The 24,578-nt window shown below is 39.8% G+C and carries 27 protein-coding genes and 2 other annotated features; of the genes, 26 read left to right on the forward strand and 1 reads right to left on the reverse strand.

All coding sequences use genetic code 11. The annotated features are described in order from the left end of the window. Positions 1-37 precede the first annotated feature (37 nt). The 7 genes from hemA (at position 38) to M3166_RS01360 (ending at position 6,968) form a co-directional block, all read left to right on the forward strand. Positions 38-1,393, forward strand: a complete 1,356-nt coding sequence (hemA, locus tag M3166_RS01330) for a glutamyl-tRNA reductase (protein WP_251686638.1) — start codon at positions 38-40, stop codon at positions 1,391-1,393. Positions 1,394-1,532: 139 nt separating this feature from the next. Beyond that, entirely contained in the window at positions 1,533-2,360 is an 828-nt protein-coding gene (gene ccsA, locus M3166_RS01335; RefSeq protein WP_251686639.1) for a cytochrome c biogenesis protein CcsA, read from the forward strand. A gap of 23 nt (positions 2,361-2,383) precedes the next feature. After that, a complete protein-coding gene (gene hemC, locus M3166_RS01340; RefSeq protein WP_251686640.1) occupies positions 2,384-3,316 on the forward strand; it encodes a hydroxymethylbilane synthase in 933 nt (310 codons plus the stop codon). Then, positions 3,306-4,049, forward strand: a complete 744-nt coding sequence (locus M3166_RS01345; protein ID WP_251686641.1) for a uroporphyrinogen-III synthase — start codon at positions 3,306-3,308, stop codon at positions 4,047-4,049. The genes hemC and M3166_RS01345 overlap by 11 nt, the downstream gene beginning before the upstream one ends. After that, positions 4,046-5,026, forward strand: coding sequence for a porphobilinogen synthase (gene hemB / locus M3166_RS01350; RefSeq protein WP_251686642.1), 981 nt, complete (start codon positions 4,046-4,048; stop codon positions 5,024-5,026). The genes M3166_RS01345 and hemB overlap by 4 nt, the downstream gene beginning before the upstream one ends. Position 5,027: 1 nt before the next feature. Continuing rightward, positions 5,028-6,317, forward strand: a complete 1,290-nt coding sequence (gene hemL, locus M3166_RS01355; protein WP_251686643.1) for a glutamate-1-semialdehyde 2,1-aminomutase — start codon at positions 5,028-5,030, stop codon at positions 6,315-6,317. 63 nt (positions 6,318-6,380) lie between these two features. Then, positions 6,381-6,968: an alanine racemase gene (locus tag M3166_RS01360; protein ID WP_251686644.1), complete on the forward strand. Its 588-nt coding sequence runs from the start codon at positions 6,381-6,383 to the stop codon at positions 6,966-6,968. 52 nt (positions 6,969-7,020) lie between these two features. Here the strand turns inward: M3166_RS01360 and M3166_RS01365 are convergent, their stop codons facing one another. After that, positions 7,021-7,212, reverse strand: coding sequence for a hypothetical protein (locus M3166_RS01365; RefSeq protein WP_079528065.1), 192 nt, complete (start codon positions 7,210-7,212; stop codon positions 7,021-7,023). A 117-nt stretch (positions 7,213-7,329) separates the two neighbouring features. Further along, positions 7,330-7,635: a binding site (T-box leader), on the forward strand. 57 nt (positions 7,636-7,692) lie between these two features. Here M3166_RS01365 and M3166_RS01370 point away from each other — a divergent pair. The 19 genes from M3166_RS01370 (at position 7,693) to M3166_RS01460 (ending at position 24,540) form a co-directional block, all read left to right on the forward strand. Next, positions 7,693-10,335, forward strand: a complete 2,643-nt coding sequence (locus M3166_RS01370; RefSeq protein WP_251686646.1) for a valine--tRNA ligase — start codon at positions 7,693-7,695, stop codon at positions 10,333-10,335. Positions 10,336-10,429: 94 nt separating this feature from the next. Continuing rightward, on the forward strand, positions 10,430-11,701 hold the full coding sequence (locus M3166_RS01375; protein WP_251686649.1) for a bifunctional folylpolyglutamate synthase/dihydrofolate synthase: 1,272 nt from the start codon (positions 10,430-10,432) through the stop codon (positions 11,699-11,701). After that, a complete protein-coding gene (locus tag M3166_RS01380; protein ID WP_251686651.1) occupies positions 11,698-12,945 on the forward strand; it encodes a bifunctional folylpolyglutamate synthase/dihydrofolate synthase in 1,248 nt (415 codons plus the stop codon). Before M3166_RS01375 ends, M3166_RS01380 begins: the two co-directional genes overlap by 4 nt. A gap of 207 nt (positions 12,946-13,152) precedes the next feature. Beyond that, a complete protein-coding gene (locus tag M3166_RS01385; protein WP_251689987.1) occupies positions 13,153-13,752 on the forward strand; it encodes a translation initiation factor 2 in 600 nt (199 codons plus the stop codon). Between the two features lie 106 nt (positions 13,753-13,858). Continuing rightward, on the forward strand, positions 13,859-14,452 hold the full coding sequence (locus tag M3166_RS01390) for a Maf family protein (protein WP_251686653.1): 594 nt from the start codon (positions 13,859-13,861) through the stop codon (positions 14,450-14,452). A gap of 11 nt (positions 14,453-14,463) precedes the next feature. Further along, positions 14,464-15,165 (forward strand): RadC family protein, encoded by a 702-nt coding sequence (radC, locus tag M3166_RS01395; RefSeq protein ID WP_285848679.1) that lies wholly within the window; start codon positions 14,464-14,466, stop codon positions 15,163-15,165. 387 nt (positions 15,166-15,552) lie between these two features. Next, entirely contained in the window at positions 15,553-16,569 is a 1,017-nt protein-coding gene (locus tag M3166_RS01400; RefSeq protein ID WP_079528052.1) for a rod shape-determining protein, read from the forward strand. A gap of 12 nt (positions 16,570-16,581) precedes the next feature. Further along, the gene (gene mreC / locus M3166_RS01405; protein ID WP_251686656.1) at positions 16,582-17,499 is read left to right on the forward strand and encodes a rod shape-determining protein MreC; all 918 of its coding nucleotides are present in this window, start codon (positions 16,582-16,584) and stop codon (positions 17,497-17,499) included. After that, positions 17,499-18,017, forward strand: a complete 519-nt coding sequence (gene mreD, locus M3166_RS01410; RefSeq protein WP_251686658.1) for a rod shape-determining protein MreD — start codon at positions 17,499-17,501, stop codon at positions 18,015-18,017. The genes mreC and mreD overlap by 1 nt, the downstream gene beginning before the upstream one ends. A gap of 91 nt (positions 18,018-18,108) precedes the next feature. Then, positions 18,109-18,777 (forward strand): septum site-determining protein MinC, encoded by a 669-nt coding sequence (locus tag M3166_RS01415; protein WP_251686659.1) that lies wholly within the window; start codon positions 18,109-18,111, stop codon positions 18,775-18,777. An 87-nt stretch (positions 18,778-18,864) separates the two neighbouring features. Then, positions 18,865-19,662, forward strand: coding sequence for a septum site-determining protein MinD (gene minD / locus M3166_RS01420; protein WP_251689989.1), 798 nt, complete (start codon positions 18,865-18,867; stop codon positions 19,660-19,662). Positions 19,663-19,773: 111 nt separating this feature from the next. Further along, positions 19,774-20,322 (forward strand): M23 family metallopeptidase, encoded by a 549-nt coding sequence (locus tag M3166_RS01425; protein WP_251689990.1) that lies wholly within the window; start codon positions 19,774-19,776, stop codon positions 20,320-20,322. Next, a complete protein-coding gene (locus M3166_RS01430; protein ID WP_251686661.1) occupies positions 20,323-20,934 on the forward strand; it encodes a site-2 protease family protein in 612 nt (203 codons plus the stop codon). A gap of 45 nt (positions 20,935-20,979) precedes the next feature. Next, positions 20,980-21,057, forward strand: a sequence feature (ribosomal protein L21 leader region). Between the two features lie 14 nt (positions 21,058-21,071). Next, the gene (gene rplU / locus M3166_RS01435) at positions 21,072-21,380 is read left to right on the forward strand and encodes a 50S ribosomal protein L21 (RefSeq protein WP_251686663.1); all 309 of its coding nucleotides are present in this window, start codon (positions 21,072-21,074) and stop codon (positions 21,378-21,380) included. 16 nt (positions 21,381-21,396) lie between these two features. Continuing rightward, entirely contained in the window at positions 21,397-21,738 is a 342-nt protein-coding gene (locus tag M3166_RS01440) for a ribosomal-processing cysteine protease Prp (RefSeq protein WP_008405207.1), read from the forward strand. Positions 21,739-21,751: 13 nt separating this feature from the next. Then, positions 21,752-22,048: a 50S ribosomal protein L27 gene (gene rpmA, locus M3166_RS01445; RefSeq protein ID WP_008405208.1), complete on the forward strand. Its 297-nt coding sequence runs from the start codon at positions 21,752-21,754 to the stop codon at positions 22,046-22,048. Between the two features lie 201 nt (positions 22,049-22,249). Next, on the forward strand, positions 22,250-22,765 hold the full coding sequence (locus tag M3166_RS01450) for a Spo0B domain-containing protein (RefSeq protein WP_251686665.1): 516 nt from the start codon (positions 22,250-22,252) through the stop codon (positions 22,763-22,765). A 12-nt stretch (positions 22,766-22,777) separates the two neighbouring features. After that, a complete protein-coding gene (gene obgE, locus M3166_RS01455; protein WP_251686667.1) occupies positions 22,778-24,067 on the forward strand; it encodes a GTPase ObgE in 1,290 nt (429 codons plus the stop codon). Between the two features lie 17 nt (positions 24,068-24,084). After that, positions 24,085-24,540: an ACT domain-containing protein gene (locus M3166_RS01460; RefSeq protein WP_008405215.1), complete on the forward strand. Its 456-nt coding sequence runs from the start codon at positions 24,085-24,087 to the stop codon at positions 24,538-24,540. The last annotated feature ends 38 nt before the right edge of the window (positions 24,541-24,578 follow it).

The raw sequence follows: 24,578 nt of genomic DNA on the forward strand, positions 1-24,578 counted from the left end.
AAATCAATGAATTAGAACGTGTGAGGTGTGGGGGTTCATGCATACATTAGTAGTAGGCCTGAATTATAAAACAGCGCCAGTAGAAATTCGTGAAAAGCTCTCGTTTATCGAATCGGAACTTCCGAATGCTATGGAAGCGCTACAAAACCAAAAAAGCATATTGGAAAATGTAATAATCTCTACTTGTAACCGTACTGAAATTTATGCGGTTGTTGATCAATTACACACTGGTCGCTACTATATTAAACAATTTTTGGCGAACTGGTTTAACATACCAATGGAACAGTTTGAGGATCACTTATTCATCCGTGAAGAAGATGAGTCATTAAACCATTTATTCCGTGTGACGGCTGGTATTGATTCCATGGTGCTTGGGGAAACGCAAATTTTAGGACAAGTAAAGAAAAGTTTTTTACAAGGTCAGGAAATTGGTACAACTGGTACAGTTTACAACCAATTATTTAAGCAAGTCGTAACATTCGCAAAACGTGCCCATAGCGAAACAGCGATTGGGGAAAATGCTGTTTCTGTTTCTTATGCTGCCGTGGAGCTTGCCAAAAAAATCTTTGGGTCCTTAAAAGATAAGCATGTAGCCATTTTAGGTGCCGGTAAAATGGGTGAGCTTGCAATTCAAAACCTATACGGAAATGGTGTAGGAAAAGTAACGGTGATTAACCGTACATTTGAAAAAGCTCAAAACTTGGCATCGAAGTTTGATGGCGATGCGAAAGCAATGAATGAGCTGCAATGTACGCTGCTTGAAGCGGATATTTTAATCAGTTCAACTGGGGCAACAGACTATGTCATCGATTATGACTTGATGAAAGATGTAGCGAAATTCCGTAAAGGCGACCCATTGTTTATGGTCGATATTGCGGTACCGCGTGATTTAGATCCTCGTATCGGCGATGTGCCAAATATATTCCTTTATGATATTGATGACCTTCAAGGAATTGTACAAGCCAACTTGGCAGAGCGCGAACGTGCGGCAAATGAAATTACGGCGATGATTCAAGAGGAGATTATTCAATTTAAAGATTGGTTTAATACACTTGGTGTCGTGCCTGTTATTTCTGCCTTACGCAAAAAAGCGGCATCTATTCAAGAAGAAACGATGATGAGTATCGAAAACAAAATGCCGAATTTAACAGAGCGCGAACGCAAAATTTTAAACAAGCATACAAAATCGATTATTAATCAGCTATTGAAAACGCCGATTCTCCAAGCAAAAGAACTTGCGAACGAGAAAAATGCGGAAGCACAGCTTGCATTATTCCAACAAATCTTCGGTATTGAAGACGAAGTGCAGCAAGAAGTACAGCAATTACGCCCGGAAGTTAAAAACAGTGAAGCAGCACAAGAGGTAACCTTAAAACCAGGTTTCTCTTATTAATTGAACAATAGCCAATAGACATTGAGCCTTATTGAAGCACTTTATTCAAATAAATCATAAGCGTTTTCGTATCTATATGGTAAAATTATAGATAGCGAAAGCGCTTTTTTTAGTAAGTTTCCATCAGGAGAAGGTGCATATGACAGAAATGGTAATGACAAGATTATACGAGCTCATGATCATTCTCTATGGGCTCTGTATCGTACTTTATTTTTCAGACTACCTTTATAAAAATATAAAATTCAGGCGTGTAGCCTTCTGGTTTGTTTCCATCGTCTGGGTGTTGCAAACTTTATTTATCGTCTTGTTTATCATTGAAACGAAACGATTTCCTATTTTGTCGTTGTATGAAGGGGTATTCTTTTATGCATGGCTCTTAACAACACTTTCAATCGTCCTTCATTGTATTGTACGAGTTGATTTACCGGTGTTTTTCATTAATGTATTGAGCTTTGTATTTATGACAATTCACTTATTTGCACCGCAAACGAATGATCAGATTGTCGGTGATTCATTAGTTTCGGAAATGCTGTTAATCCATATTAGTTTTGCGATTGTGTCATACGCCGCTTTTTCGGTTGCGTTTGTCTTCTCGCTGCTGTATTTAATTTTATATCGCATATTAAAGCAAAAAAAGTTTACGAATTTATGGTCACGATTGCCTAGTTTACAGCAAATGGTTAAGTGGATTAATTTATCGACCATTATTGGTATTCCATTGCTATTAATAAGTTTAATTTTAGGGTTAGAATGGGCATTTTTAACATTAGAGAATGTTTCCGTTTTCGATGTAAAAATTTTAGGCTCGTTTATCGTATCGATTGTTTACTTAATTATTTTTTTGCTGCATCGGAAAGGAAAATTAATCGGCATGGTGTATGCACAGGTGCATATTTATTTATTTTTACTCGTTGTGATTAATTTCTTTCTCGGCAGCAAATTATCAAATTTCCATCTGTGGGTTTAGCAGAATAGAAAGGTCGGAGTAACGTGAGAAAAATTATTGTAGGATCTCGAAAAAGTAAATTAGCATTAACACAAACAAACTGGTTTATCAATGAGCTGAAAGAAGCTGGCGTACCATTTGATTTTGAAATCAAGGAAATTGTAACAAAAGGCGACCGCATCTTAGATGTACAGCTTTCTAAAGTTGGCGGTAAAGGTCTATTCGTTAAGGAAATCGAACAAGCTCTTTATGATAAAGAAATCGACTTTGCTGTGCATTCGATGAAAGATATGCCTGCCGTATTGCCTGAAGGGCTGATCATTGGCTGTATTCCTCCACGTGAAGATGCGCGAGATGCCTTTATTTCAAATGGTCATGTGAAATTTGCCGATTTGCCAAAAGGTGCAATCGTTGGAACGAGTTCATTACGTCGTAGCGCACAATTATTACAAGCACGTCCAGATCTTGAGATTAAGTGGATTCGCGGAAATGTTGATACACGTCTAAAAAAACTGGAAACAGAAGATTTCGATGCGATTATTTTAGCCGCAGCAGGCTTGAAACGACTTGGCTGGAGTGATGAAGTCGTAACTGAATATTTAGATACGGATATTTGCCTTCCAGCTGTAGCACAAGGTTCATTAGGGATTGAATGCCGCGCGGATGATGCGGAGCTGCTTGAGCAACTGGCAAAATTAACGGATGCTACAACATGGGCTACAGCACATGCCGAGCGTTCGTTTTTAGCTGCGATGGATGGGGGCTGCCAAGTGCCGATTGCCGGCTATGCAACAGTAGACGGTGACACAATTACTTTAACAGGTTTAGTGGCAGCACCGGATGCTTCTGTAACTTATAAGGAAACGTTAACAGGGACTGACGCGGATGCAGTTGGTAAAGCTGTTGCCGCAAAATTAACTGAGCAAGGTGCCTTTGACTTAATTCAAAAAGTAAAGGCTGAGTTAGATGCCGAGTAATGCACTCTTAGGAAAAACATTAATTATTACAGGCTCGGCGGTTGTAAGGTCTGTAGAGCAATTGATTGAGCAACATGACGGGAAAGTTTATAATTATCCATTAATCGAAACAGTAGAAAAGGTTTCTAAGGAAGATGAATACTATTTTCGTGAATTACCTGCATATCAGTGGCTCATTTTTACGAGCCAAAATGCGGTAAAAAGCTTTATCGATAAATGTATACGGCATGAACAGACGATTCCGGCCACAATGAAAATTGCAGCTGTCGGTGAAAAGACAGCTGCTTTATTGCAGGAGCACGGCTATGAAATTCATTTTATGCCAACTGTTTACAGTGCTGATGTATTTGTGGAGGAATTTTCGATGGAGCCAGGTGAACGTGCCTTATTTGTGCGCGGATCGATGGCGAAAAAGACGATTCATGAAGGTACTGGAGCGGATGAATGGACGGTTTATGAAACACGTCCGTGCAGAAAATATTTTTCGCAATTAACACAGTGCCTACTGACAGAAAAACATCCGATTGTAATATTCGCCAGTCCTTCTGCGGTAGATATTTATGCTGAGCATATTTTGCCGCATGTAGATTGGCAAAATGTGAAATTTGCATCGATTGGTCATGTAACAACAGCAGCCCTTGAAAAATACGGGGTTCAGCCAATTGTGCAACCTAAAATCTATACGATGCAAGCTGTAATTGAACAGCTCATCCTGGAGGAACAGACAAAATGACAGAACTATATTTCCAACGTCACCGTCGCTTACGTCAAAATGCAGCGATGCGTGCACTCGTAAAAGAAACATACCTACAAAAAGAAGACCTTATTTATCCGTTGTTTATTATTGAAGGCGAAAATATTAAAAACCCTGTTAGTTCAATGCCGGGCGTGTTCCAATTATCTTTAGATAACTTGGCAGCTGAAGTAGATGAAATTGTAGACTTAGGCATTCGTGCGGTATTACTTTTCGGAATTCCTAAAGAAAAGGATGCAGTCGGTACTGGTGCTTTCCATGATCACGGTATCGTACAGGAAGCGACACGTTTAATTAAAGAACGTCATCCAGAGCTTCTAGTCGTAGCAGATACTTGCTTGTGTGAATTTACAGATCACGGTCATTGTGGTGTTATTGAAGGCGATCAAGTGTTAAATGATCCATCACTTGATGTGCTGGCGCGTACAGCAATTTCACAAGCAAAAGCCGGTGCCGATATTATTGCACCATCGAACATGATGGACGGGTTTGTAACGGCGATTCGTGCAGGATTGGATTCAGCAGGATTCCAGCATATTCCGATTATGTCTTATGCGGTTAAATACGCTTCAAGCTATTACGGTCCATTCCGTGAAGCGGCAGAAGGAGCACCACAGTTCGGTGACCGCAAAACGTATCAAATGGATCCTTCCAATCGAATGGAAGCGATTCGCGAAGCAACTTCGGACGTTGAAGAAGGTGCCGATTTCCTAATCGTGAAACCAGCATTAGCGTATATGGATATCATCCGTGATGTGAAAAACAGCTTCCCATTACCTGTTGTAGCGTATAATGTATCGGGCGAATATTCAATGGTAAAAGCAGCTGCACAAAATGGCTGGATCGATGAAAAAGCGGTTGTACTGGAAACATTATTAGGTATGAAGCGTGCAGGTTCCGATTTAATTATTACTTATCATGCAAAAGACGTCTGTCGTTGGTTGGAGGAAAAATAATATGCGTAGTTATGAAAAGTCAAAAGCAGCATTTACAGAAGCGGTTGATTTAATGCCAGGGGGAGTAAACTCTCCTGTACGTGCATTTAAATCAGTAAACTTGGATCCGATATTTATGGATTCAGGCAAAGGTGCAGTTATTAAAGATATTGATGGCAATGAATATATTGACTATGTCTTATCATGGGGTCCGTTAATTTTAGGACATGCACACCCGGAAGTTGTTTCGGCTATTCAGGATCAGGCAGCTAAAGGCGCATCATTCGGTGCACCTACTGTTTCAGAAAACAAATTGGCGAAGCTTGTAATGGACCGTTTGCCGTCAGTGGAAATGATTCGTTTTGTATCATCAGGCACAGAAGCAACAATGTCTGCACTACGTTTAGCGCGTGGATTTACTGGACGCGACAAGATTTTAAAATTTGAAGGTTCATATCACGGTCATGGGGATTCACTGCTGATTAAAGCAGGTTCAGGTGTAGCGACACTTGGTTTACCTGACTCACCGGGTGTTCCGGCTGATATTGCCAAAAATACATTAACGGTTGCTTATAATGATTTGGAATCTGCAAAATTAGTATTTGAAAAATTCGGCGCTGATTTAGCTGCAGTTATTTTAGAACCGGTTGCCGGCAATATGGGTGTTGTTCCGCCACAGCCAGGTTTCCTTGAAGGGCTGCGTAAACTGACAGAAGAGAATGGAACGGTTTTAATTTTCGATGAAGTTATGACAGGCTTCCGTGTAGACTATGGCTGTGCACAGGAATATTACGGAATTAAACCTGACCTTACTTGTTTAGGTAAAGTAATCGGCGGAGGTTTACCGGTTGGTGCATTTGGCGGAAAGCGCGAAATTATGGAGAAAATCGCTCCGTCAGGTCCGATTTATCAAGCAGGTACGTTATCAGGTAATCCGCTTGCAATGACAGCCGGCTATGAAACATTAAGCCGTCTGAACAAAGACTCATATGAATACTTCCGCAAACTGGGTGACCAGTTGGAAGAAGGTTTCCGTGCGGCAGCGACGAAATACAATATTCCACATACAGTGAATCGTGCAGGGTCGATGATTGGTTTCTTCTTCACAAACGAAGATGTAATCGATTTTGAATCGGCGAAAAGTTCGGATTTAGAGCTATTTGCAGAATACTTCAAACTAATGGCCGAAGAAGGAATTTTCCTGCCGCCATCACAATTTGAAGGACTATTTATTTCAACGGCGCATACAGAAGAACATATCGCAAAAACAGTTCAGGCATTCCATAATGTCTTTGAAAAATTAGCGAGATAATCTCATAAATAAATCATAAATTCCCTTTCTATGCATAATGTAAGCGTAGGGAGGGGATTTTTTATGCAAAAGTGGGAAATGAAAGAGACATTTACATTTCCAAAGCAATTAGGAAATGTTCAAGAGAATTCTAAAATAGTAGTAGAACCGAAATGGCATGAAGAGATTAGCGAAGATTCCGTCGTAGTAAGAGGAATTTATGTAGTAAAAGGCAATATTCAATTTGATCATGTAGCACGCGAGGATGAAATTGAGGAAGGTATCTATATCGAGCATATGGATATTGAAAAAGATCATGGTTATTTCGAATATGCCCTGCCTTTTTCAGTAGATTTTCCGAACGATGACATTGAAGCTGTATCACTTCGCATAAATGATATTAAAGTGGAGCCGAATAATGGCTACTGCTCATGTAGCTGGGCAGTCCATTGTGATGTGGAAAAGAAAGTACAAGCAATTGTTGAAGTAGAGGAACCGGCACCAGTCGAAGAGATCGTCGTCGAAAAGCCTGTAGAAGAAGTACAACCCCGACTTCAAGCGGAAAAAGAAGTAGAATCAACGCAGATGGCCCAAACCGTTCCCCATGAGCTTGATTTCCTGGAACAGTTGGCTGATGCATATAGTCGCGTGCAAATACAATTGAAAAAATAAATAAATGTTCCGTAAGAATTGAAGCTTACGGAACATTTTTTTGTTGTGAATTTTAAATGAAATCTGTGAGCAATAAGTAAGTAAATAAAATTAGAATGGCCAGCAATAATATATCACCCGTTGTCGGAAGTAAGACCGTTCGAATCGCCTGAAAAATCGTAATCGGCAAAATACAATGACGCATAAAGAAACGGAATTTTCGCAGCCATGGAGGCAATAAATAAGGATTGTAGTTTTTTCGCAATGTCCAGACTCCTTTTGCATAGTATATGTGAAGAGCGCAGATAACGTGTTAAAGTATATTCCCCATTCGTGCTTGATATTTCATTAAAAACAGCTTAAAATAAAGTGCAACTATATAATTGAAGCGAAGATTAGGAAGAGTACGTATGAGATCGATGGCAAGAGAGGAAACGGTAGCTGAAAAGTTTCTCCATCAACCATGCAGAAGGTAGCCTAGGAGCTGACTTAGTGAACTAACAGTAGCTAGGGTCCGGTTAAACACCGTTATCGAATGAAGTGCCGATTGGGCATTCCAACGCCGCATATTGACTGCTTGCGCTTTTTTAAATTTAAAGAAAGCGTTTGTGGGTAAGGAATGCGAACGCTTGACTAAACCCGATCGGAAATAAAGGTGGTACCGCGAATTAACTCCCTCGTCCTTTTTTTAGACGAAGGGAGTTTTTTTATGTCCAATAATAAGGTGACAAAGGAGAGATTCATCATGACGGAAATTACAATGCCAACAAAATACGATCCGCAGCAAACTGAAGCCGGCCGCTATGAATGGTGGTTAAAAGGCAAATTTTTCGAAGCAGATCCAACAAGCGATAAGGAACCATACTCTATCGTTATCCCACCGCCAAACGTAACAGGTAAGCTGCACCTTGGCCACGCTTGGGATACAACATTGCAAGATATTTTAATTCGTATGAAACGCATGCAAGGATTTGATGCACTATGGTTGCCAGGTATGGACCATGCAGGTATTGCGACACAGGCGAAAGTAGAAGAGAAATTGCGCGGTGAAGGTATTTCCCGCTATGATCTTGGCCGTGAAAAGTTCCTTGAAAAAACATGGGAATGGAAAGAAGAATATGCATCCCATATTCGTGCACAATGGTCGAAATTAGGTTTAGGATTAGACTATTCAAAAGAGCGATTTACACTTGATGAAGGCTTATCGGATGCTGTAAAAGAAGTATTCGTTAAATTATACGAAAAAGGCTATATTTACCGTGGTGAGCGTATTATTAACTGGGATCCGGCTGCCAAAACGGCCCTTTCAGACATCGAAGTAATCCACAAAGAAGTAGAAGGCGCATTCTACCATATGGAATACCCGCTTGCTGATGGTTCAGGTAAATTACGCGTTGCAACAACTCGTCCAGAGACAATGCTGGGTGACTCTGGTGTAGCTGTACACCCTGAAGATGAGCGCTATGCACACTTAGTAGGGAAAACTGTCATTTTACCTATCGTAGGTCGTGAAATTCCAATCGTTGCAGATGACTACGTAGATATGGAATTCGGTACAGGTGTTGTAAAAATGACACCAGCACATGACCCGAACGACTTTGAAGTTGGGAACCGTCATAATCTAGAACGTATTTTAGTTATGAACGAAGATGGTACAATGAATGACTTAGCTGGTAAATATGCGGGTATGGATCGTTTCGAATGCCGTAAGCAAATCGTTGCAGATTTACAAGAGGCAGGCGTATTAATCGAAATCGAACAACATGTACACCAAGTAGGCCATTCAGAGCGTACGAATGCTGTTGTAGAACCGTATCTTTCTAAGCAATGGTTCGTAAAAATGGCTCCACTTGCTGAAGAAGCATTAAAAATGCAAGCAGATGAAAATGAAAAAGTAAACTTCGTACCAAATCGTTTTGAAAACACATATAACCGCTGGATGGAAAATATTCATGACTGGTGTATTTCGCGTCAATTATGGTGGGGTCATCAAATTCCAGCTTGGTACAACAAAGAAACAGGCGAGCTTTATGTAGGAAAAGAAGCACCTGAAGATGCTGAGAATTGGACACAGGACGAAGATGTTCTAGATACATGGTTCTCATCTGCTTTATGGCCGTTTTCTACAATGGATTGGCCAAATGAAGAATCCGAAATGTTCAAGCGCTACTACCCGACAAATACGTTAGTAACGGGCTATGACATCATCTTCTTCTGGGTAAGCCGCATGATTTTCCAAGGGAAAGAATTTACAGGCGAGCGTCCATTTAAAGACGTTTTAATCCATGGTTTAGTTCGTGATGCTGAAGGACGCAAAATGTCCAAATCACTTGGTAACGGGGTTGACCCGATGGATGTAATCGACCAATATGGTGCGGATTCATTGCGTTACTTCCTTGCAACAGGTTCATCTCCAGGTCAGGATTTACGTTACTCTACAGAAAAAGTAGAATCTACTTGGAACTTCGTAAACAAAATCTGGAATGCTTCTCGTTTTGCTTTGATGAACATGGAAGGCCTAACATATGAGCAAATTGATTTAACAGGTAACCTTTCAACAGCGGATAAATGGATTCTTTCACGCTTGAATGAAACGATTGACCGTGTAACAACATTATCTGATAAATATGAGTTCGGTGAAGTTGGCCGTGAACTTTACAATTTCATTTGGGATGATTTCTGTTCATGGTATATCGAAATGGCGAAATTGCCATTATATGGTGAAGATGAAGCGGCTAAATTAACGACACGTTCAGTACTTGCTTACGTTTTAGACAACACGATGCGTTTACTGCACCCATTCATGCCTTTCGTAACAGAAGAAATTTGGCAGCACTTGCCGCATGAAGGGGAGTCAATTACAGTTGCTGCATGGCCGACTGTTAATCCGGCATTCAACTTTACAGCAGAAGCGGGCGATATGCAGCTATTAATGGATATTATCCGTTCTGTACGTAATATTCGTGCAGAAGTGAATACACCAATGAGCAAAAAAGTACCGATGACGATTTCAGCAAAAGATGAACAAACATCGGCAGTGCTTGAAGTGAACAAAGGCTATATTGAAAAATTCTGTAACCCGGATGGCTTAACAATCGGGGCGAATCTTGAAGCACCAGCACAGGCAATGTCAGCAGTAGTTTCAGGCGCAGAAATCTTCATGCCACTTGCAGGCTTAATCAATATTGAAGAAGAAATCGCACGTCTTGAAAAAGAGCTCGACAAATGGGCGAAAGAAGTAAAATTAGTTTCTGGAAAGCTATCGAATGAACGTTTCGTTTCAAAAGCACCGGAAGCATTAGTAGCAACAGAGCGTGAAAAACTGGCGGACTATGAAGCAAAATACGCAACAGTTGAAAAACGCATTGCAGAACTGAAAAATATGTAATGCCAAAGAGAGGTACCGTATAACGGTACCTCTTTCTTTTAATTCAGCTATAATAAAATATATTACATATTAGCCGTATTAGGGAGAGGACATAATGTTTCAAACGATGAAGCAATGCACAGATTTTATTTTTAAGTTAAAAGCAAGCCAATATAAAGGCGAACCATTACAGTCGGCGAAGATTATCCTGGATGCACTTGGCAATCCGGAACAAAAAACGAAATTCATACATTTTGCAGGTTCCAATGGAAAAGGTTCAACATTGAATGCAACGCGTGAGATTTTAATCAAGCACGGCTTAACGGTCGGCGCCTTCATATCTCCGCATCTTGAGCGTGCCAATGAACGGGTGACAATCAATAAACAGCAAATTTCCGATGAAGACTTTCTGCGTATTGCAAATGAAATTGCGGAAGTTATTGAAAATAAATTGGGCGGGGAATACCCAAGCTTTTTTGAGTTTATGACATTGCTTGCCCTAAAATACTTCTCGGAGCAGTCATTGGATATCGCATTGCTTGAAACCGGTATTGGGGGGCGTTTGGATTCAACGAATGTTGTGACACCGGAAGTATGTGTGATTACAACAATTTCGCTTGAGCATACGGATATGCTCGGTGAGACATATGCCGAAATTGCCGCAGAAAAAGCAGGAATTATTAAGCAAGGAAAGCCGGTTGTTGTCGGAGTGAAAAATGTGGAAGCGCTGGCGGTAATTCAGCAAACGGCAGCACAGCTCCATGCTCCGATCTTTACGTTGGGTGAACATTTTTATGTGGAAAATCAAAAAGGTGCTTATTTTGACTACCGAGGAAATATCATGATCGACAAAATTGCACTTGCGATGGCTGGAGAACATCAAATGGCCAATGCCGCGCTTGCCATTACGGCAGCATATTTATATCTTGAATCCTTTAATGCGCAAAAAGTAAAATTGGCCTTGCAACATGCAAAGTGGGAAGGGCGTTTTGAAAAAGTGCACGACAATATTATTTTGGACGGTGCCCATAATTCGGAAGGGACGACTGCCCTCATTAATACATTACAGGAAACTGCACCACAGCATAAAGTGAAGTTTGTCTATGCTGCTTTACAGGATAAGGACCATGGTGTCAGTATAAAATTAATGGATGAGGTCGCATCTGAAATGCACTTCACACAAATTGATTTGCCGCGCGCGGCGACAGCGAAGCAACTTTATGAACAAAGCACACATTCAAAAAAGTTTATGCATTCAAATTGGCAGGAGCTAATTGAAAAAGAAATGAATCATTTGGCTGAAGATGAGCTGCTCGTTATTACCGGCTCCTTATATTTTATCGCTGAAGTACGCAGTCTGTTCACAGAAAGAGGGTGGATTTCATGATTCCATTACTGGAGTTATACAAAGAGCGTTGGCAGGTAGAAAGTGAACGAGCGATCAAGCCGGGTTTAGAAGCGATTGAATCCGCACTTAATCTGCTTGGACAGCCTGAGAAACAGCTGAATGTAGTCCATTTAGCGGGAACGAACGGAAAAGGCTCAACATTGGCATTTGTTGAAGGGATGGCTCGCGAATACGGTTTATCAGTCGGGAAGTTTATGTCACCTTGTATTGTAGATGTCCATGATCAAATACAGATTGATGGCCGGTCAATCACTAATGAGCAGATGGACCGGAAGTTTCAGCAGTTGGCAAAAGCCGGACTTAGCGGAAAACTGACAGACTTTGAATTATTGACGGCGGTGGCACTTTTATACTTTGCTGAGCAAAAGCCGGACTTAGTATTAATCGAAGCAGGCATGGGCGGCAGAGAAGACAGTACAAATGTAGTGACACCGATCGTTTCGGTTGTCCCGAGTATCGCTTTGGAACATACGAATTTTTTAGGCAATACATTAACAAGTATAGCGTATCATAAAGCCGGCATATTGAAAGAAAATCGTCCGGCGGTAATTGGGGAAATGACAGAAGAGGTTACCGAAGTTTTCGCAAAGGAAGCCGTTCAGAAAAATGTACCATTATTCAAGTTTGGTACCGACTTTTTCGTTTCAAAAAATGAAGGAACCGAAGTATATGAGTATCCATTACTGCAACTAAATATATCCAAATTACAGCGTCAGCTACTAGGGAAACATCAAGGGCATAATATGGCATTGGCCATTACTGCATTTCTGGAAGTTTTAAAGAAATTTGACTTGCCGCTAGATGTTCAAAAAATCCGTACGGGTGTGAACAATGCAATACTTGCCGGGCGCTTTGAACAAATCCGGCCGAAACTTTATTTTGACGGGGCACATAATCCTGCAAGTATTCAGTCATTGGTGGATACGGTAAAAGAGCACTTTCCGAACAAGCGAATCGAATTTGTCATCGGTTTACTGGCGGACAAGGATGTCAAAACAATTCTAAATTTACTGGAAGAAGTCGGTGACGCTTTTTATTTCGCCAATATTCATAATGAACGGGCAATGCAGGCAATGACCCTTTACGAACTTAGTCGAGCGGAGGAAAAACAAATAATAGAAGATGTAAACGAATTTTTACAGCGACCGGTAATAGATGAAACAGTACGAGTTGTTACCGGTTCACTCTATTTACTAAGTGAAATTCGACGAAATATGCACTGATGCCAACCAGGCACCAAACCCGGGATAAAGCGTGCATATTGCGATCTGCGTCAATTTGAAAAGGATGAATTGCCGTAAAAGAAAATCGGGTTGCAAATAAAGAAGAATAATATCGAAAACTTTTTAGAGGAAGGCGACAGCAGTCTCCTCTTTTTTTAACGCTATTTTGCTATTGTTGTATGAAAAAGAGATGGAGCTGTGGCAACAATGAAAGCTTTAAGGAATAATGCCATTTTTCAAGCAATGTTCATTGGAAGTATTACAGGGCTTGCTGGCGTCATACTATTTGTTTTTATTCTGCAACTACCTACGACAACCGAAGAAGCTGCAGAAACAATCCCGACGACTGTTCAAACACCCGAGGAGCAGCAAGTACAGCAACAGTATTTTGCATTGCAGCACGGTGTTTTTTCAAATTTTGATAGTGCAGCACAATTTTTGGGGACTTATCCTACGTTAAATAAAGCAGCAGTTGTTAAAGTGGGCGATCAGTATTTTGTCTGGTCCCGACTGGATACAGAAAAAGTGGAAACGGCATTAACAATTGTGCCTACCGGTTTTTATAAAAAAATTAAGATTGCGAGCAGCTGTCCTAATCCTGCAGAACTCCAGCTGCCGGTCACATTGAAAGATCCGAAATTGTTCTCGGCTGAGGATACTAAAGCAATTGACAAAAAACAGGTACCGGAAGACTGGACAGGGATTATGACAGAAGTTTCAAAGCTTTCGACGAATCCTAATGTTGTTCGTCTGCATATGTTTATAAATTATTTTGAGAGTCTTGATTGCTTGAAAGTAACATTTTAATCGTGGAAAACATAATGAAATTTTGTTTTTCGTATATTTGCATATAGAGTTGGCTGTTGTTCAAAATTCCATTTCTCAGTTACTATAGTATGTAGGAGGATTGGAAATGAATTTTACTACAAATGAACAATTTATATTAGCTTCTGCTTCACCAAGGAGAAAGGAATTGCTCCAAATGCTGAATGTCCCGTTTGAGATTGTGACAAGCGATGTTGTCGAAACAAGCGTCACGGGCGATACGGTTCATGAATATGTGACAGAAGTGGCATTATTGAAAGCGCGTGATGTGGCTAAGAAATGTCCTAATCATTGTATTATCGGAGCGGATACAATTGTTGTGTTTAATGACCAACTACTGCACAAGCCTGTTTCGGAGGAAGAAGCCGTAGAGCATTTAACGAAGCTTGCCGGAAATCGACATGAAGTGATGACAGCTGTAGCTCTTATTTTGGCGGACGGAACAGAGCATACATTTGTTGAAATAACATCGGTGCTATTTAAAGATGTTTCTCCGCAAATGATCAAGGCCTATGTTCAGACAGGAGATCCATTCGATAAAGCAGGCGGATACGGAATACAGACGAGTGGCGCCATGCTCGTTGACCGTATTGAAGGGGACTATAATAATGTCGTCGGTTTACCAATTGCTACATTAGTTCAAAAAATGCTTACATTACAACTACTAAAACTACCATTTTAGGAGTGATGTAAATGACGGTCCAACAACCGTTATTGAATATGAAAATCCATGACGTTCATGAAGCAGACCGCCCGCGGGAACGCCTCATCCGCCAAGGCGCAAGAAGTCTTTCGAATCAGGAGCTGATTGCCATATTGCTCGGTACTGGAACAAAAAGTGAGTCTGTATTGACAGTAGCCAATCGGGTATTGATCAACTTCGAAAAATTGCATAATTTAAAGCATGCAACACTTGAAGAAATGACCGAGATTAAAGGAATAGGGGAAGCAAAAGCAGTTTTGCTGCTTGCTGCGATCGAACTTGGAAGAAGACTCGCATCGAAAGATTTGGAAGAACGCTTTACGATCCGCTCGCCGGAAGATGCAGCGACCTTTTTAATGCAGGATATGACGTCATTACAGCAGGAGCATTTTGTCTGTCTTTTTCTCAACGTAAAAAATCAGGTGCTCCATAAACAAACCATATTTGTTGGGAGCTTGAATGCCAGCATCGTCCATCCCCGTGAAATTTTCCGCGAAGCTGTAAAACGTTCCGCTGCTTCTATCATTTGTTCCCACAACCATCCAAGCGGCATTCCGACACCCAGTCCTGAAGATATCGATGTCACAACAAGACTTTATGAAGCGGGCAAAATAGTCGGAGTCGATTTGCTCGATCACGTCATCATTGGTGATCATCAGTTTATAAGCATGAAGGAAAAGGGATATTTCTAGGGAATGCTAGATAACTGGACAAACGTATTAAAGCGTTTGTCTTTTTATTTTGTAGTTATTTTATAAATTAGGAATTATTACATTGCGATAACAATTATTACGGATTTAAAAATTCGTCGACAATTTTCGCAATTGCAACTTTTATTTGTTATATTCGTCATAAGCATGTGGCGATTTTGTTAAATCTTACATATTAATTTTATTTGTTTCGTAACAGAAATAGAAATACAATAGTAAAGTAGTGTTGTAGAAAAAAACATTCGACAAAAGTCGCGATTCGGTGCTTGTAACACTATAATTTTTTGATGTAATTCGTTATAATAGAGCGTATGATTTTGCTAGCATCATAAATTAGAAATTGTTTTAATAAGAAAGGGAGTACTTAATTTGTTTGGATTAGGGAATAAAGATGTCGGGATCGATCTTGGCACAGCTAATACATTAGTATTTGTAAAAGGTAAAGGAATTGTATTGCGTGAACCTTCAGTAGTAGCGAAAAATACAAAAACAGGCGATATTGTAGCAGTCGGAAACGACGCAAAAAATATGATCGGTCGTACACCGGGTTCAATCGTGGCTATCCGCCCGATGAAAGATGGCGTTATTGCTGATTTTGAAATTACAACAGCAATGATTCAATATTATTTAAAAGAAGCAATGAAAGCATCGGGTTCTAACTGGAAGAAACCGAATGTCATGATTTGTGTGCCATATGGTATTACTTCAGTTGAGCAACGTGCGGTTATTGATGCAAGCCGTCAAGCAGGCGCAAAAGAAGCATTTACAATTGAAGAACCGTTTGCAGCAGCAATCGGTGCTAACTTGCCGGTATGGGAGCCAACAGGTTCGATGGTAGTAGATATCGGTGGAGGTACAACAGAAGTAGCTGTAATTTCTCTTGGTGGTATTGTAACAAGTGAATCAGTACGTGTTGGTGGTGATGCAATGGATCAATCCATCATTGCTTACATCCGTAAAACATATAACTTAACAATTGGTGAGCGTACAGCGGAAAGCATTAAAGTAGAAATTGGTACGGCACGTGCTGAAGGACCTGCTGAAACGATGGAGATTCGTGGACGTGACCTGTTAACAGGCTTACCAAAAACTATTGAAATTACATCAGACGAAATTTCAAAATCTTTACATGAAGCTATTGTAGTTATTTTAGATGGCGTTAAGAAAACATTGGAACAAACACCACCTGAATTATCTGCAGACGTAATGGAGCGCGGCATTGTTTTAACAGGCGGTGGTGCATTATTACGCAATTTAGATAAAGTAATCAGCGATGAAACTAAAATGCCTGTATTTATTGCTGAAGATCCGTTGGATTGTGTTGCGATCGGAACGGGTAAAGCATTAGACAACATCGCTTTAATTCGAGCGCAACAATTGAAGTAAGGAGGACTGGCAGTGCCACATTTTTCTAATAAAAAATTAATTGTCCTATTAGTAAGCGTGATTTTTCTAGTGGCATTGATTGGTTTCTCTTTACGTGATCGTCATAACGCAACATTACCCGAGAAAATTATTAAAGATACAGTTGGCTTTGCACAATCGCTTGTCGCAAAGCCGGCTAATTACATAACAGGTATTTTTAGCAATATTGATTCGCTGTTAAATACGTATGAAGAGAACCAGCGCTTAAAGATGCGTCTAGAAGACTTTGCCGTCCTGAAGGCGGAAGTAAGTACATTAAAGGCCGAAAATTCTTCATTGCGTGAACTCGCATCAATCGAGGAAAGTTTGCGTGATTTCGACCCAATTCAGGCGACGGTCATCGCGAGAAACCCTGATCAGTGGGAAGAAAAAATTATTTTAAATAAAGGGACTGCAGACGGTGTTGAAAAAAACATGGCTGTTATGACTTCGCGAGGGCTAGTTGGTAAAATTGTCATCGCAACACCTTATACTTCAGAAGTGGAATTGCTTTATACGAATAATGAAAACTATCGTGTCTCTGCAGTAGTACATGATGAAAAGAATAGGGAAATTCATGGTTTAGTAGAAGGTTATGACGTTGAGCGTAACGAATTATTATTAAAGCGTATCGATTCCAAAGTTGACTTGAAAGAAGGCGGAAAAGTATTGTCTTCTGGACTAGGTGGAATCTTCCCGAAAGGTATCTTAATCGGGGAGATTACAGAAGTAACAACTGATGATTTCGGTTTAACGAAAATGGCCTATGTCAAACCAGCAGCAGATTTTTCAATGATCGAACATGTTATTATTGCTAAGCGCAAAACAATTTCGGTAGATGGTTCTGACGGTGGCAGTACAAATGAAGATTTAGTAAACGGACCAGCCGATGAAAATGAGGGGGATGAGTAATGCTCGCTCGATTTTTAATTGGCTTCGTTGCTGTCTTGCTGTTTTTGCTTGAATCTGAATTTGCTGTATTCTCCCCATTGCAGTTGGGCGAAGGAATCTATTATTTGATTCCGCGTTTTTTAATTTTATATTTAATTTTTCTAGCCATTTATTACAGCCGAAAAAAAGCCATGATTTATGGTCTTATTTTTGGACTTTGTTTTGATGTGTTTTATATTAATATTATTGGTCTTTATACGGTTTTATATCCCGCTATCTGCTATATTGCGGCATGGTGTGTAAAACGTGTTCATCCACATTTAGTATTTTCTACGATTTTGGCATTATTGCTAATGATTGTTTTCGAATTTGTTGTATATGAATTTTTCTATATGCTCCAATTTACAACGATGGCGCTTCAGCCGTTTCTAGTGAATCGATTAGTTCCGACAACAATTGGTAATCTATTATTTTTGATAATGCTTGCATGGGCGTTTAAATATTGTCTTAACGCTCGTGTATTTCAACGGGCACAATAGCATTTTAAAAAAACGAAAAGAAACAAAACGGACCTATAATCCGATTGTTTTCTTTTCGTTATTATGTAGCGCGAGGTGACTTGAAAAAGCTATGAAAAAACAACTTATCCATATTAAAGGAACAAAAGATGGGTTAGTTCTTCGTTTGGATGACCAATGTTCTTTTACCGAGTTGGTAGAAGAACTTGGAAAAAAAGTTACAGACGGCCATCTTGATGGTAAAATAGATGTACAATTGCACTTAGGAAAACGTTACTGTACACAAGAGCAAAAAGACCAGCTTACTGATATTGTGGAAGAACAGCAAAAACTATGTGTGAAAAAAATTCAAAGTGATGTCATTACATTAGAAGAAAGCCATAAATTGCTTGAGACAAGTCGCTTTGAAACATATGTAGGTATTGTGCGTTCCGGACAAACGATTCGTGTAACGGGTGATATACTTGTGTTAGGTGATGTCAATCCAAACGGACGTATTGAGGCAGGGGGTAATGTACATATTGCGGGTAAGTTAAAAGGCATTGTGCATGCAGGCATGGGTGGCAATGAACAAGCAATTGTATCCGCGTCACATTTTGAACCAACACATATATTAATTGGGAATTATGTGGAAGTAATGACGAACGAGACGCAATATATACTAGACAATACCGATCAAATTTTTGCCTATCTTGGAGAAAATAATGTAATCGCATATGATAGAATCCAGGAAATAAGAAATGTACGACCGAATTTATCAACATTCAAAGGAGGAAGCTAAATGAGTGATGAAGAATTATTATTCTCTAAGAATACTGATGAAACTGGAGCTCAAAAAGCTACCTTATATAAGGAAGGGGCCGCTAATGTGGGAGAAGCAATCGTTATAACTTCAGGAAAAGGTGGAGTAGGGAAAACTACTACGACTGCAAACCTAGGAACGGCATTGGCACTTCAAGGAAAGAAAGTTTGTCTAGTCGATACGGATATCGGACTGCGTAATTTAGACGTTATATTAGGCTTGGAAAATCGAATCATTTATGATTTAGTGGACGTAATTGAAGGCCGCTGTAAAACGCATCAGGCATTAGTAAAGGACAAACGTGTAGATGAACGTCTATACTTGATGCCTGCTGCCCAAAATACAGACAAAAACGCCATCAATCCTGAACAGATGAAAGCTTTAATTGATGAGTTGAAGCGTGAGTTTGACTATATTTTAATTGATTGTCCGGCTGGTATTGAGCAAGGCTACCGCAATGCGGTCGCTGGTGCGGATCGTGCCATTGTTGTGACGACACCTGAAATTTCAGCAGTAAGAGATGCGGATAGAATTATCGGTTTGCTGGAGCAGGAGCCGATCGAACCGCCTAAACTTATTATTAACCGAATCCGTAAAAGTTTGATGAACACCGGAGATGCGATGGATATCACAGAGGTAACTACTCATTTATCGATTGATTTATTGGGAATCATCGTTGATAGTGAAGATGTTATCAGTTCATCCAATAAAGGTGAACCAATTGTCATGAATCCGAACAACAAAGCGTCATTGGGATACCGTAATATCGCACGCCGTATATTAGGTGATTCTGTGCCGTTAATGTCCTTGGAAGATGATCAGCCAAAAGGCGTTTTCGCAAAAATAAAAGCATTATTTAAATAAGAAGTAAGCTGTATGGGATAAAATCAATTATCCTTTACAGCTTTTTTTCTATGTACAGGCATTCTTGAATTGTATTGTCGTTCCTGACATATACTAGTGCAAAAAGATTGGATGGTGAGCTTGAAAAAATGGCAGTGGCTCATCGCGAGTATTGTCTTTGTTATTATTTATAGCTGTAATTATTATGGGGATATCGCTACAAAACGTGTCATTCATTCCATTGTCTATAGTTCAGATGATTTAGTCATGATGCGAAAAGCGGTTGTGAATATGTTGTCTAATGAAGACCAGCAGCTCCCTGTTAGTGCAGATGTATCGATTAGTCAATTACAGCTGTTTGAGACGATTGATCGTTTTAATGACGGATATTTACTCGTGTATGATGAACCTTTCGTATTAAATGCATTGTATGATGGATTGATTGTGTTTACGGGCCATACAAAATATAACGGAAAAACGGTCTCGGTTGTTTATGATACAGGGGATACGGTTACATTTGGATTTGTGGACGACTTCTATGTATTACCATACACGACAGTAACAAAAGGAACTGTCGTCGCAACGAAAAAAAGCGGGGAACTCTACATTCAGATTGAACGTAACGGGGAAGTTTTAAATATGGAAGAAACGATTCGCTGGCTAAAGGAACAGCCAATTTAGATGAAAGTCACGATTCATCCATTATTTTTGTTACTGCTCTTATCAATTGTTTTATATGGTGATATTGCTTTATACAGTATTATTATTGTTTCGCTATTATTTCATGAATTAGGTCATTTTATCGCTGCAAAGCTAGTCGGAGCCAAAATAACGCAATGTAAAATTGTTCCGTATGGCGGGGAGATGACGATTAAGGATGAATTGCAGTTATCCTATCAGCAGCTGATCATTATCGCTATTGGTGGACCGGTTGCAACATGTGTGGGGATTTTTATCAGTTTATTTCTGCCTGATATGCTGAGTGCGAGGTTAATAGAGGTGCAGTTATTTATTTTAGCTATTAATCTTATTCCTATTTGGCCCCTTGATGGTGGAAGAATAGTTTGTTTCAGCATTTTGAAACGGCGGCCGTTTTCTAAAATTTTCGAATTTTATTTAACGGCTTCTTTTTATTTACTTACGGTAACAATTATCGTACTATTATATTTATTGCCGCAAACTTTATCTTTAGCAATTATAAGTCTCTTTTTATGGAGCAAAGTAATTGGAGATTGGAAATATCGAAAATACCGTGCTGCTTTTGAAAAAATAGTAATGAAGCGGTTGACTTGATAATTTCGGTGTGGTAGTATTTTAATGTTATTGTTTGTAGCACCCGTGCTACTGCAACCGCGCTGAACAGGTTTAAGTACCTTTATAGGTCACCTGCAATTCCGGGCGAGTCTGAGTCTAAGAGGAGGTGCATTTTAATGTACGCAATTATCGAAACTGGTGGTAAACAAATCAAAGTTGAAGCAGGTCAAGAAATCTATGTTGAAAAACTAGGTGTGGCTGCTGACGAAATCGTTACTTTTGACAAAGTTTTATTCGTAGGTGGAGAAACAGTTAAAGTTGGAGCTCCAACAGTTGCTGGCGCTACTGTAACAGCGAAAGTTGTTAAAGAAGGTAAGCAAAAGAAAATTACTGTTTTCAAACTTAAAGCGAAAAAGAACTACCGTCGTAAGCAAGGTCACCGTCAACCATATACAAAATTAGTAGTTGAAACTATCAACGCTTAATAAGTAGGTGACGGACATGATTACAGTAACTATTTATAGTGATGAAAATCGTAAATCGTATGGATTTGAAATTTCAGGACATGCTTTATCGGATATCTATGGTCGTGATTTAGTTTGTGCAGGTGCTTCTGCTGTTGCCTTTGGTGCAGTAAACGCAATCCCGCAAATTACAGGAATTACTCCTGAAATCGAACAAGGTGCTGAAGGTGGTTACTTGAAAGTAACTGTTCCACAAGCTGAACTGAATGATGAAACAGACGCTAAATTACAAGTTATTCTGAACACAATGGTGACACAGTTCTATACAATGACTGCGAGCTATTCAGAATATATCGAATTGAAATATAAAATGATCTAGGAGGTGGAACAGAATGTTATTATTAACTTTAGATCTTCAATTCTTCGCATCTAAAAAAGGTGTAGGTTCTACTAAAAACGGACGTGACTCTGAGTCTAAACGCCTTGGTGCTAAACGCGCTGATGGTCAATTCGTAACTGGTGGTTCAATTCTTTACCGTCAACGCGGTACAAAAATTTACCCAGGTACAAACGTAGGCCGCGGTGGTGACGATACATTATTCGCAAAAGTTGACGGCGTTGTTAAATTTGAACGCTATGGTCGCGACAAGAAAAAAGTATCTGTATACCCTACAGCTCAAGAAGCATAATTCTTGCAATGAAAGGACTGCATTTATTGCAGTCCTTTTTTTAAGTTTTTACTCAAATTCATAGTTGAGTGCAGAGATGCCTTTATGGAAATGGATGATTGAAATTTTCTTAAGTATTGAATATGTATGAGTATGAAGTATGGAAGGAAAATAGATGAAATACTTGTTATACTAATAATATTGGAATACGGAGTGTGTGAAATGACCGTTTCAAAATTAACTGTAAGTGAAGCATTGCGCTTTGCAAATCATGATTATTTGAATCAGCTTCATTTGATCCAGATGAACTTAGATTTAGGACGAGTGGACGAGGCAAAAAAGGTGATTTTTGACCAGTCTGAACATTGTAAAATACTTTCGAACATCAATCGACTTCAATTAACGAAAACAGTTGAATGGCTTCATACCCTATGTTGGCGTTATCCGGCTTTACAGCTAAACATGACAAGTGATGTAAGTACACCAATACAAAGCAAGTACGATGAAGCGATTGTTCAATACTTGGAAAACACAATTATTCATGTTTACGACAAGCTTGATCCATATGAAGAGCATCAATTACTGTTAAACATCGAAACATATGAAGATAAATGGAATATTTCATTTCATTTAAAGGGAAAATGGGAACAGACGCCATTTTCAATAGAACAGAATATTTTTAATGTGGAAACATATGAACAAACGAATACAAGTTGGAAATATGTTCTTCACATATGAGGAGTGAAAGAAATGTTTGTCGATCACGTAAAGATTTATGTTAAAGGTGGAGACGGCGGGGATGGAATGGTCGCCTTCCGTCGTGAAAAGTATGTACCAAATGGTGGCCCAGCAGGTGGAGACGGAGCACGTGGCGGTAACGTTATTTTTGAAGTAGAAGAAGGTTTACGTACGTTAATGGATTTCCGTTACAAACGTCACTTCAAAGCTGAACGTGGAGAGCACGGAATGAGTAAAGGGATGCACGGTCGTCGTGCAGAAGATTTAATCGTTAAAGTGCCACCGGGAACAGTTGTAATGAATGCTGAAACAAAAACAGTCATTGCCGATTTAGTTGAACATGGCCAACAAGCAATTATTGCTAAAGCAGGCCGTGGCGGACGCGGTAACTGCCGTTTTGCGACACCTTCTAACCCTGCACCGGAATTAGCCGAAAAAGGCGAGCCAGGTCAGGAACTGGAAGTAATTTTAGAATTAAAAGTATTGGCGGATGTTGGATTAGTTGGTTTCCCTTCAGTAGGTAAATCAACATTACTATCTGTTGTTTCTTCTGCAAAACCTAAAATCGGCGCATATCACTTTACAACGATAGTACCGAACTTAGGTATGGTGGAAACTGATGATGGCCGTTCATTCGCAATGGCAGATTTACCTGGTCTAATCGAAGGCGCACACCAAGGTGTCGGATTAGGGATGCAGTTCCTGCGTCACATTGAGCGTACACGTGTCATCGTACACGTAATCGATATGTCCGGTATGGAAGGCCGCAAACCTTATGATGATTATGTAACAATCAACAACGAGCTTGAACAATATAATTTACGATTACTTGAGCGTCCTCAAATTATCGTTGCGAACAAAATGGATATGCCGAATGCGGAAGAAAACTTGGAAGAGTTTAAAAAGAAAGTAGGAGAGGATGTAAAAATCTTCCCTGTTTCAGCAGTTTCACGTCAAGGGTTAAAGCCATTACTATTTGAAATTGCGGATCTTTTAGAAGTGACACCGGAGTTCTTATTACATGATGTTCTTGAAGAAGAGTCGGATGCAGTCGTAATGTACAAGCATGAAGGTCAAGGCGGCGACTTCGAAATTTCACGTGATGATGATGGTGCATATGTTCTATCAGGTTACACAATCGAACGCCTGTTCAAAATGACAGACTTCAGCCGTGAAGATGGTATTCGACGCTTTGCTCGCCAGTTGCGTGCGATGGGTGTCGATGAAGAGTTACGTAAACGCGGTGCTCAAAATGGCGATACTGTACGTTTAATGGAATTCGAATTTGACTTTGTCGACTAATTAAGTGGGGGATGACGATGAAAAACGTAGCAAATCAGCGATATTATTTAGTGCGTGAAGATGTCCTGACAGATGCGATGCAAAAAACATTGGAAGCAAAACAATTATTGCAAAAAGGATCTGTTTCATCCATTTGGGATGCGGTAAAAGAAGTGGATTTATCTCGCAGCGCATTTTATAAATATCGGGATGCAGTTTTTCCTTTCCATTCGATTGTGCAAGAGCGTATTTTAACGGTTTTCATTCAATTGCAAGATCGAAAAGGTACACTTGCCAAATTACTCGAAACTGTATCTGATGCCCATTGCAATGTACTGACGATTCACCAGACGATTCCCATTCAAGGACGTGCCAATGTGACGCTTTCTTTAGATGTGACAAGCATGTCTTATGAGCTGGATGAACTTATTCGCAGCTTAAATCAACTTGAATTTATCGAATCTGCTGAAGTAATCAGTTCAGGCGCATTTTAACTATTCTTCAAAGCGCGATGTTGCTTGTAGGGAAAAGT

Origin of the sequence: Solibacillus isronensis (assembly GCF_023715405.1) — a bacterium.
Classification (GTDB): Bacteria; Bacillota; Bacilli; order Bacillales_A; family Planococcaceae; genus Solibacillus; species Solibacillus isronensis_B.

Coding starts and splice junctions, on each gene's coding strand:
- M3166_RS01440 (WP_008405207.1), top strand. CDS start 21,397: ATGATTACAGTAACTATTTATAGTGATGAAAATCGTAAATCGTATGGA.
- M3166_RS01450 (WP_251686665.1), top strand. CDS start 22,250: ATGACCGTTTCAAAATTAACTGTAAGTGAAGCATTGCGCTTTGCAAAT.
- M3166_RS01345 (WP_251686641.1), top strand. CDS start 3,306: ATGCCGAGTAATGCACTCTTAGGAAAAACATTAATTATTACAGGCTCG.
- mreD (WP_251686658.1), top strand. CDS start 17,499: ATGCTCGCTCGATTTTTAATTGGCTTCGTTGCTGTCTTGCTGTTTTTG.
- ccsA (WP_251686639.1), top strand. CDS start 1,533: ATGACAGAAATGGTAATGACAAGATTATACGAGCTCATGATCATTCTC.
- hemA (WP_251686638.1), top strand. CDS start 38: ATGCATACATTAGTAGTAGGCCTGAATTATAAAACAGCGCCAGTAGAA.
- M3166_RS01385 (WP_251689987.1), top strand. CDS start 13,153: ATGAAAGCTTTAAGGAATAATGCCATTTTTCAAGCAATGTTCATTGGA.
- M3166_RS01415 (WP_251686659.1), top strand. CDS start 18,109: ATGAAAAAACAACTTATCCATATTAAAGGAACAAAAGATGGGTTAGTT.
- M3166_RS01460 (WP_008405215.1), top strand. CDS start 24,085: ATGAAAAACGTAGCAAATCAGCGATATTATTTAGTGCGTGAAGATGTC.
- obgE (WP_251686667.1), top strand. CDS start 22,778: ATGTTTGTCGATCACGTAAAGATTTATGTTAAAGGTGGAGACGGCGGG.
- M3166_RS01370 (WP_251686646.1), top strand. CDS start 7,693: ATGACGGAAATTACAATGCCAACAAAATACGATCCGCAGCAAACTGAA.
- M3166_RS01425 (WP_251689990.1), top strand. CDS start 19,774: ATGGTGAGCTTGAAAAAATGGCAGTGGCTCATCGCGAGTATTGTCTTT.
- M3166_RS01375 (WP_251686649.1), top strand. CDS start 10,430: ATGTTTCAAACGATGAAGCAATGCACAGATTTTATTTTTAAGTTAAAA.
- radC (WP_285848679.1), top strand. CDS start 14,464: ATGACGGTCCAACAACCGTTATTGAATATGAAAATCCATGACGTTCAT.
- M3166_RS01380 (WP_251686651.1), top strand. CDS start 11,698: ATGATTCCATTACTGGAGTTATACAAAGAGCGTTGGCAGGTAGAAAGT.
- M3166_RS01390 (WP_251686653.1), top strand. CDS start 13,859: ATGAATTTTACTACAAATGAACAATTTATATTAGCTTCTGCTTCACCA.
- hemB (WP_251686642.1), top strand. CDS start 4,046: ATGACAGAACTATATTTCCAACGTCACCGTCGCTTACGTCAAAATGCA.
- rpmA (WP_008405208.1), top strand. CDS start 21,752: ATGTTATTATTAACTTTAGATCTTCAATTCTTCGCATCTAAAAAAGGT.
- rplU (WP_251686663.1), top strand. CDS start 21,072: ATGTACGCAATTATCGAAACTGGTGGTAAACAAATCAAAGTTGAAGCA.
- M3166_RS01430 (WP_251686661.1), top strand. CDS start 20,323: ATGAAAGTCACGATTCATCCATTATTTTTGTTACTGCTCTTATCAATT.
- hemL (WP_251686643.1), top strand. CDS start 5,028: ATGCGTAGTTATGAAAAGTCAAAAGCAGCATTTACAGAAGCGGTTGAT.
- M3166_RS01360 (WP_251686644.1), top strand. CDS start 6,381: ATGCAAAAGTGGGAAATGAAAGAGACATTTACATTTCCAAAGCAATTA.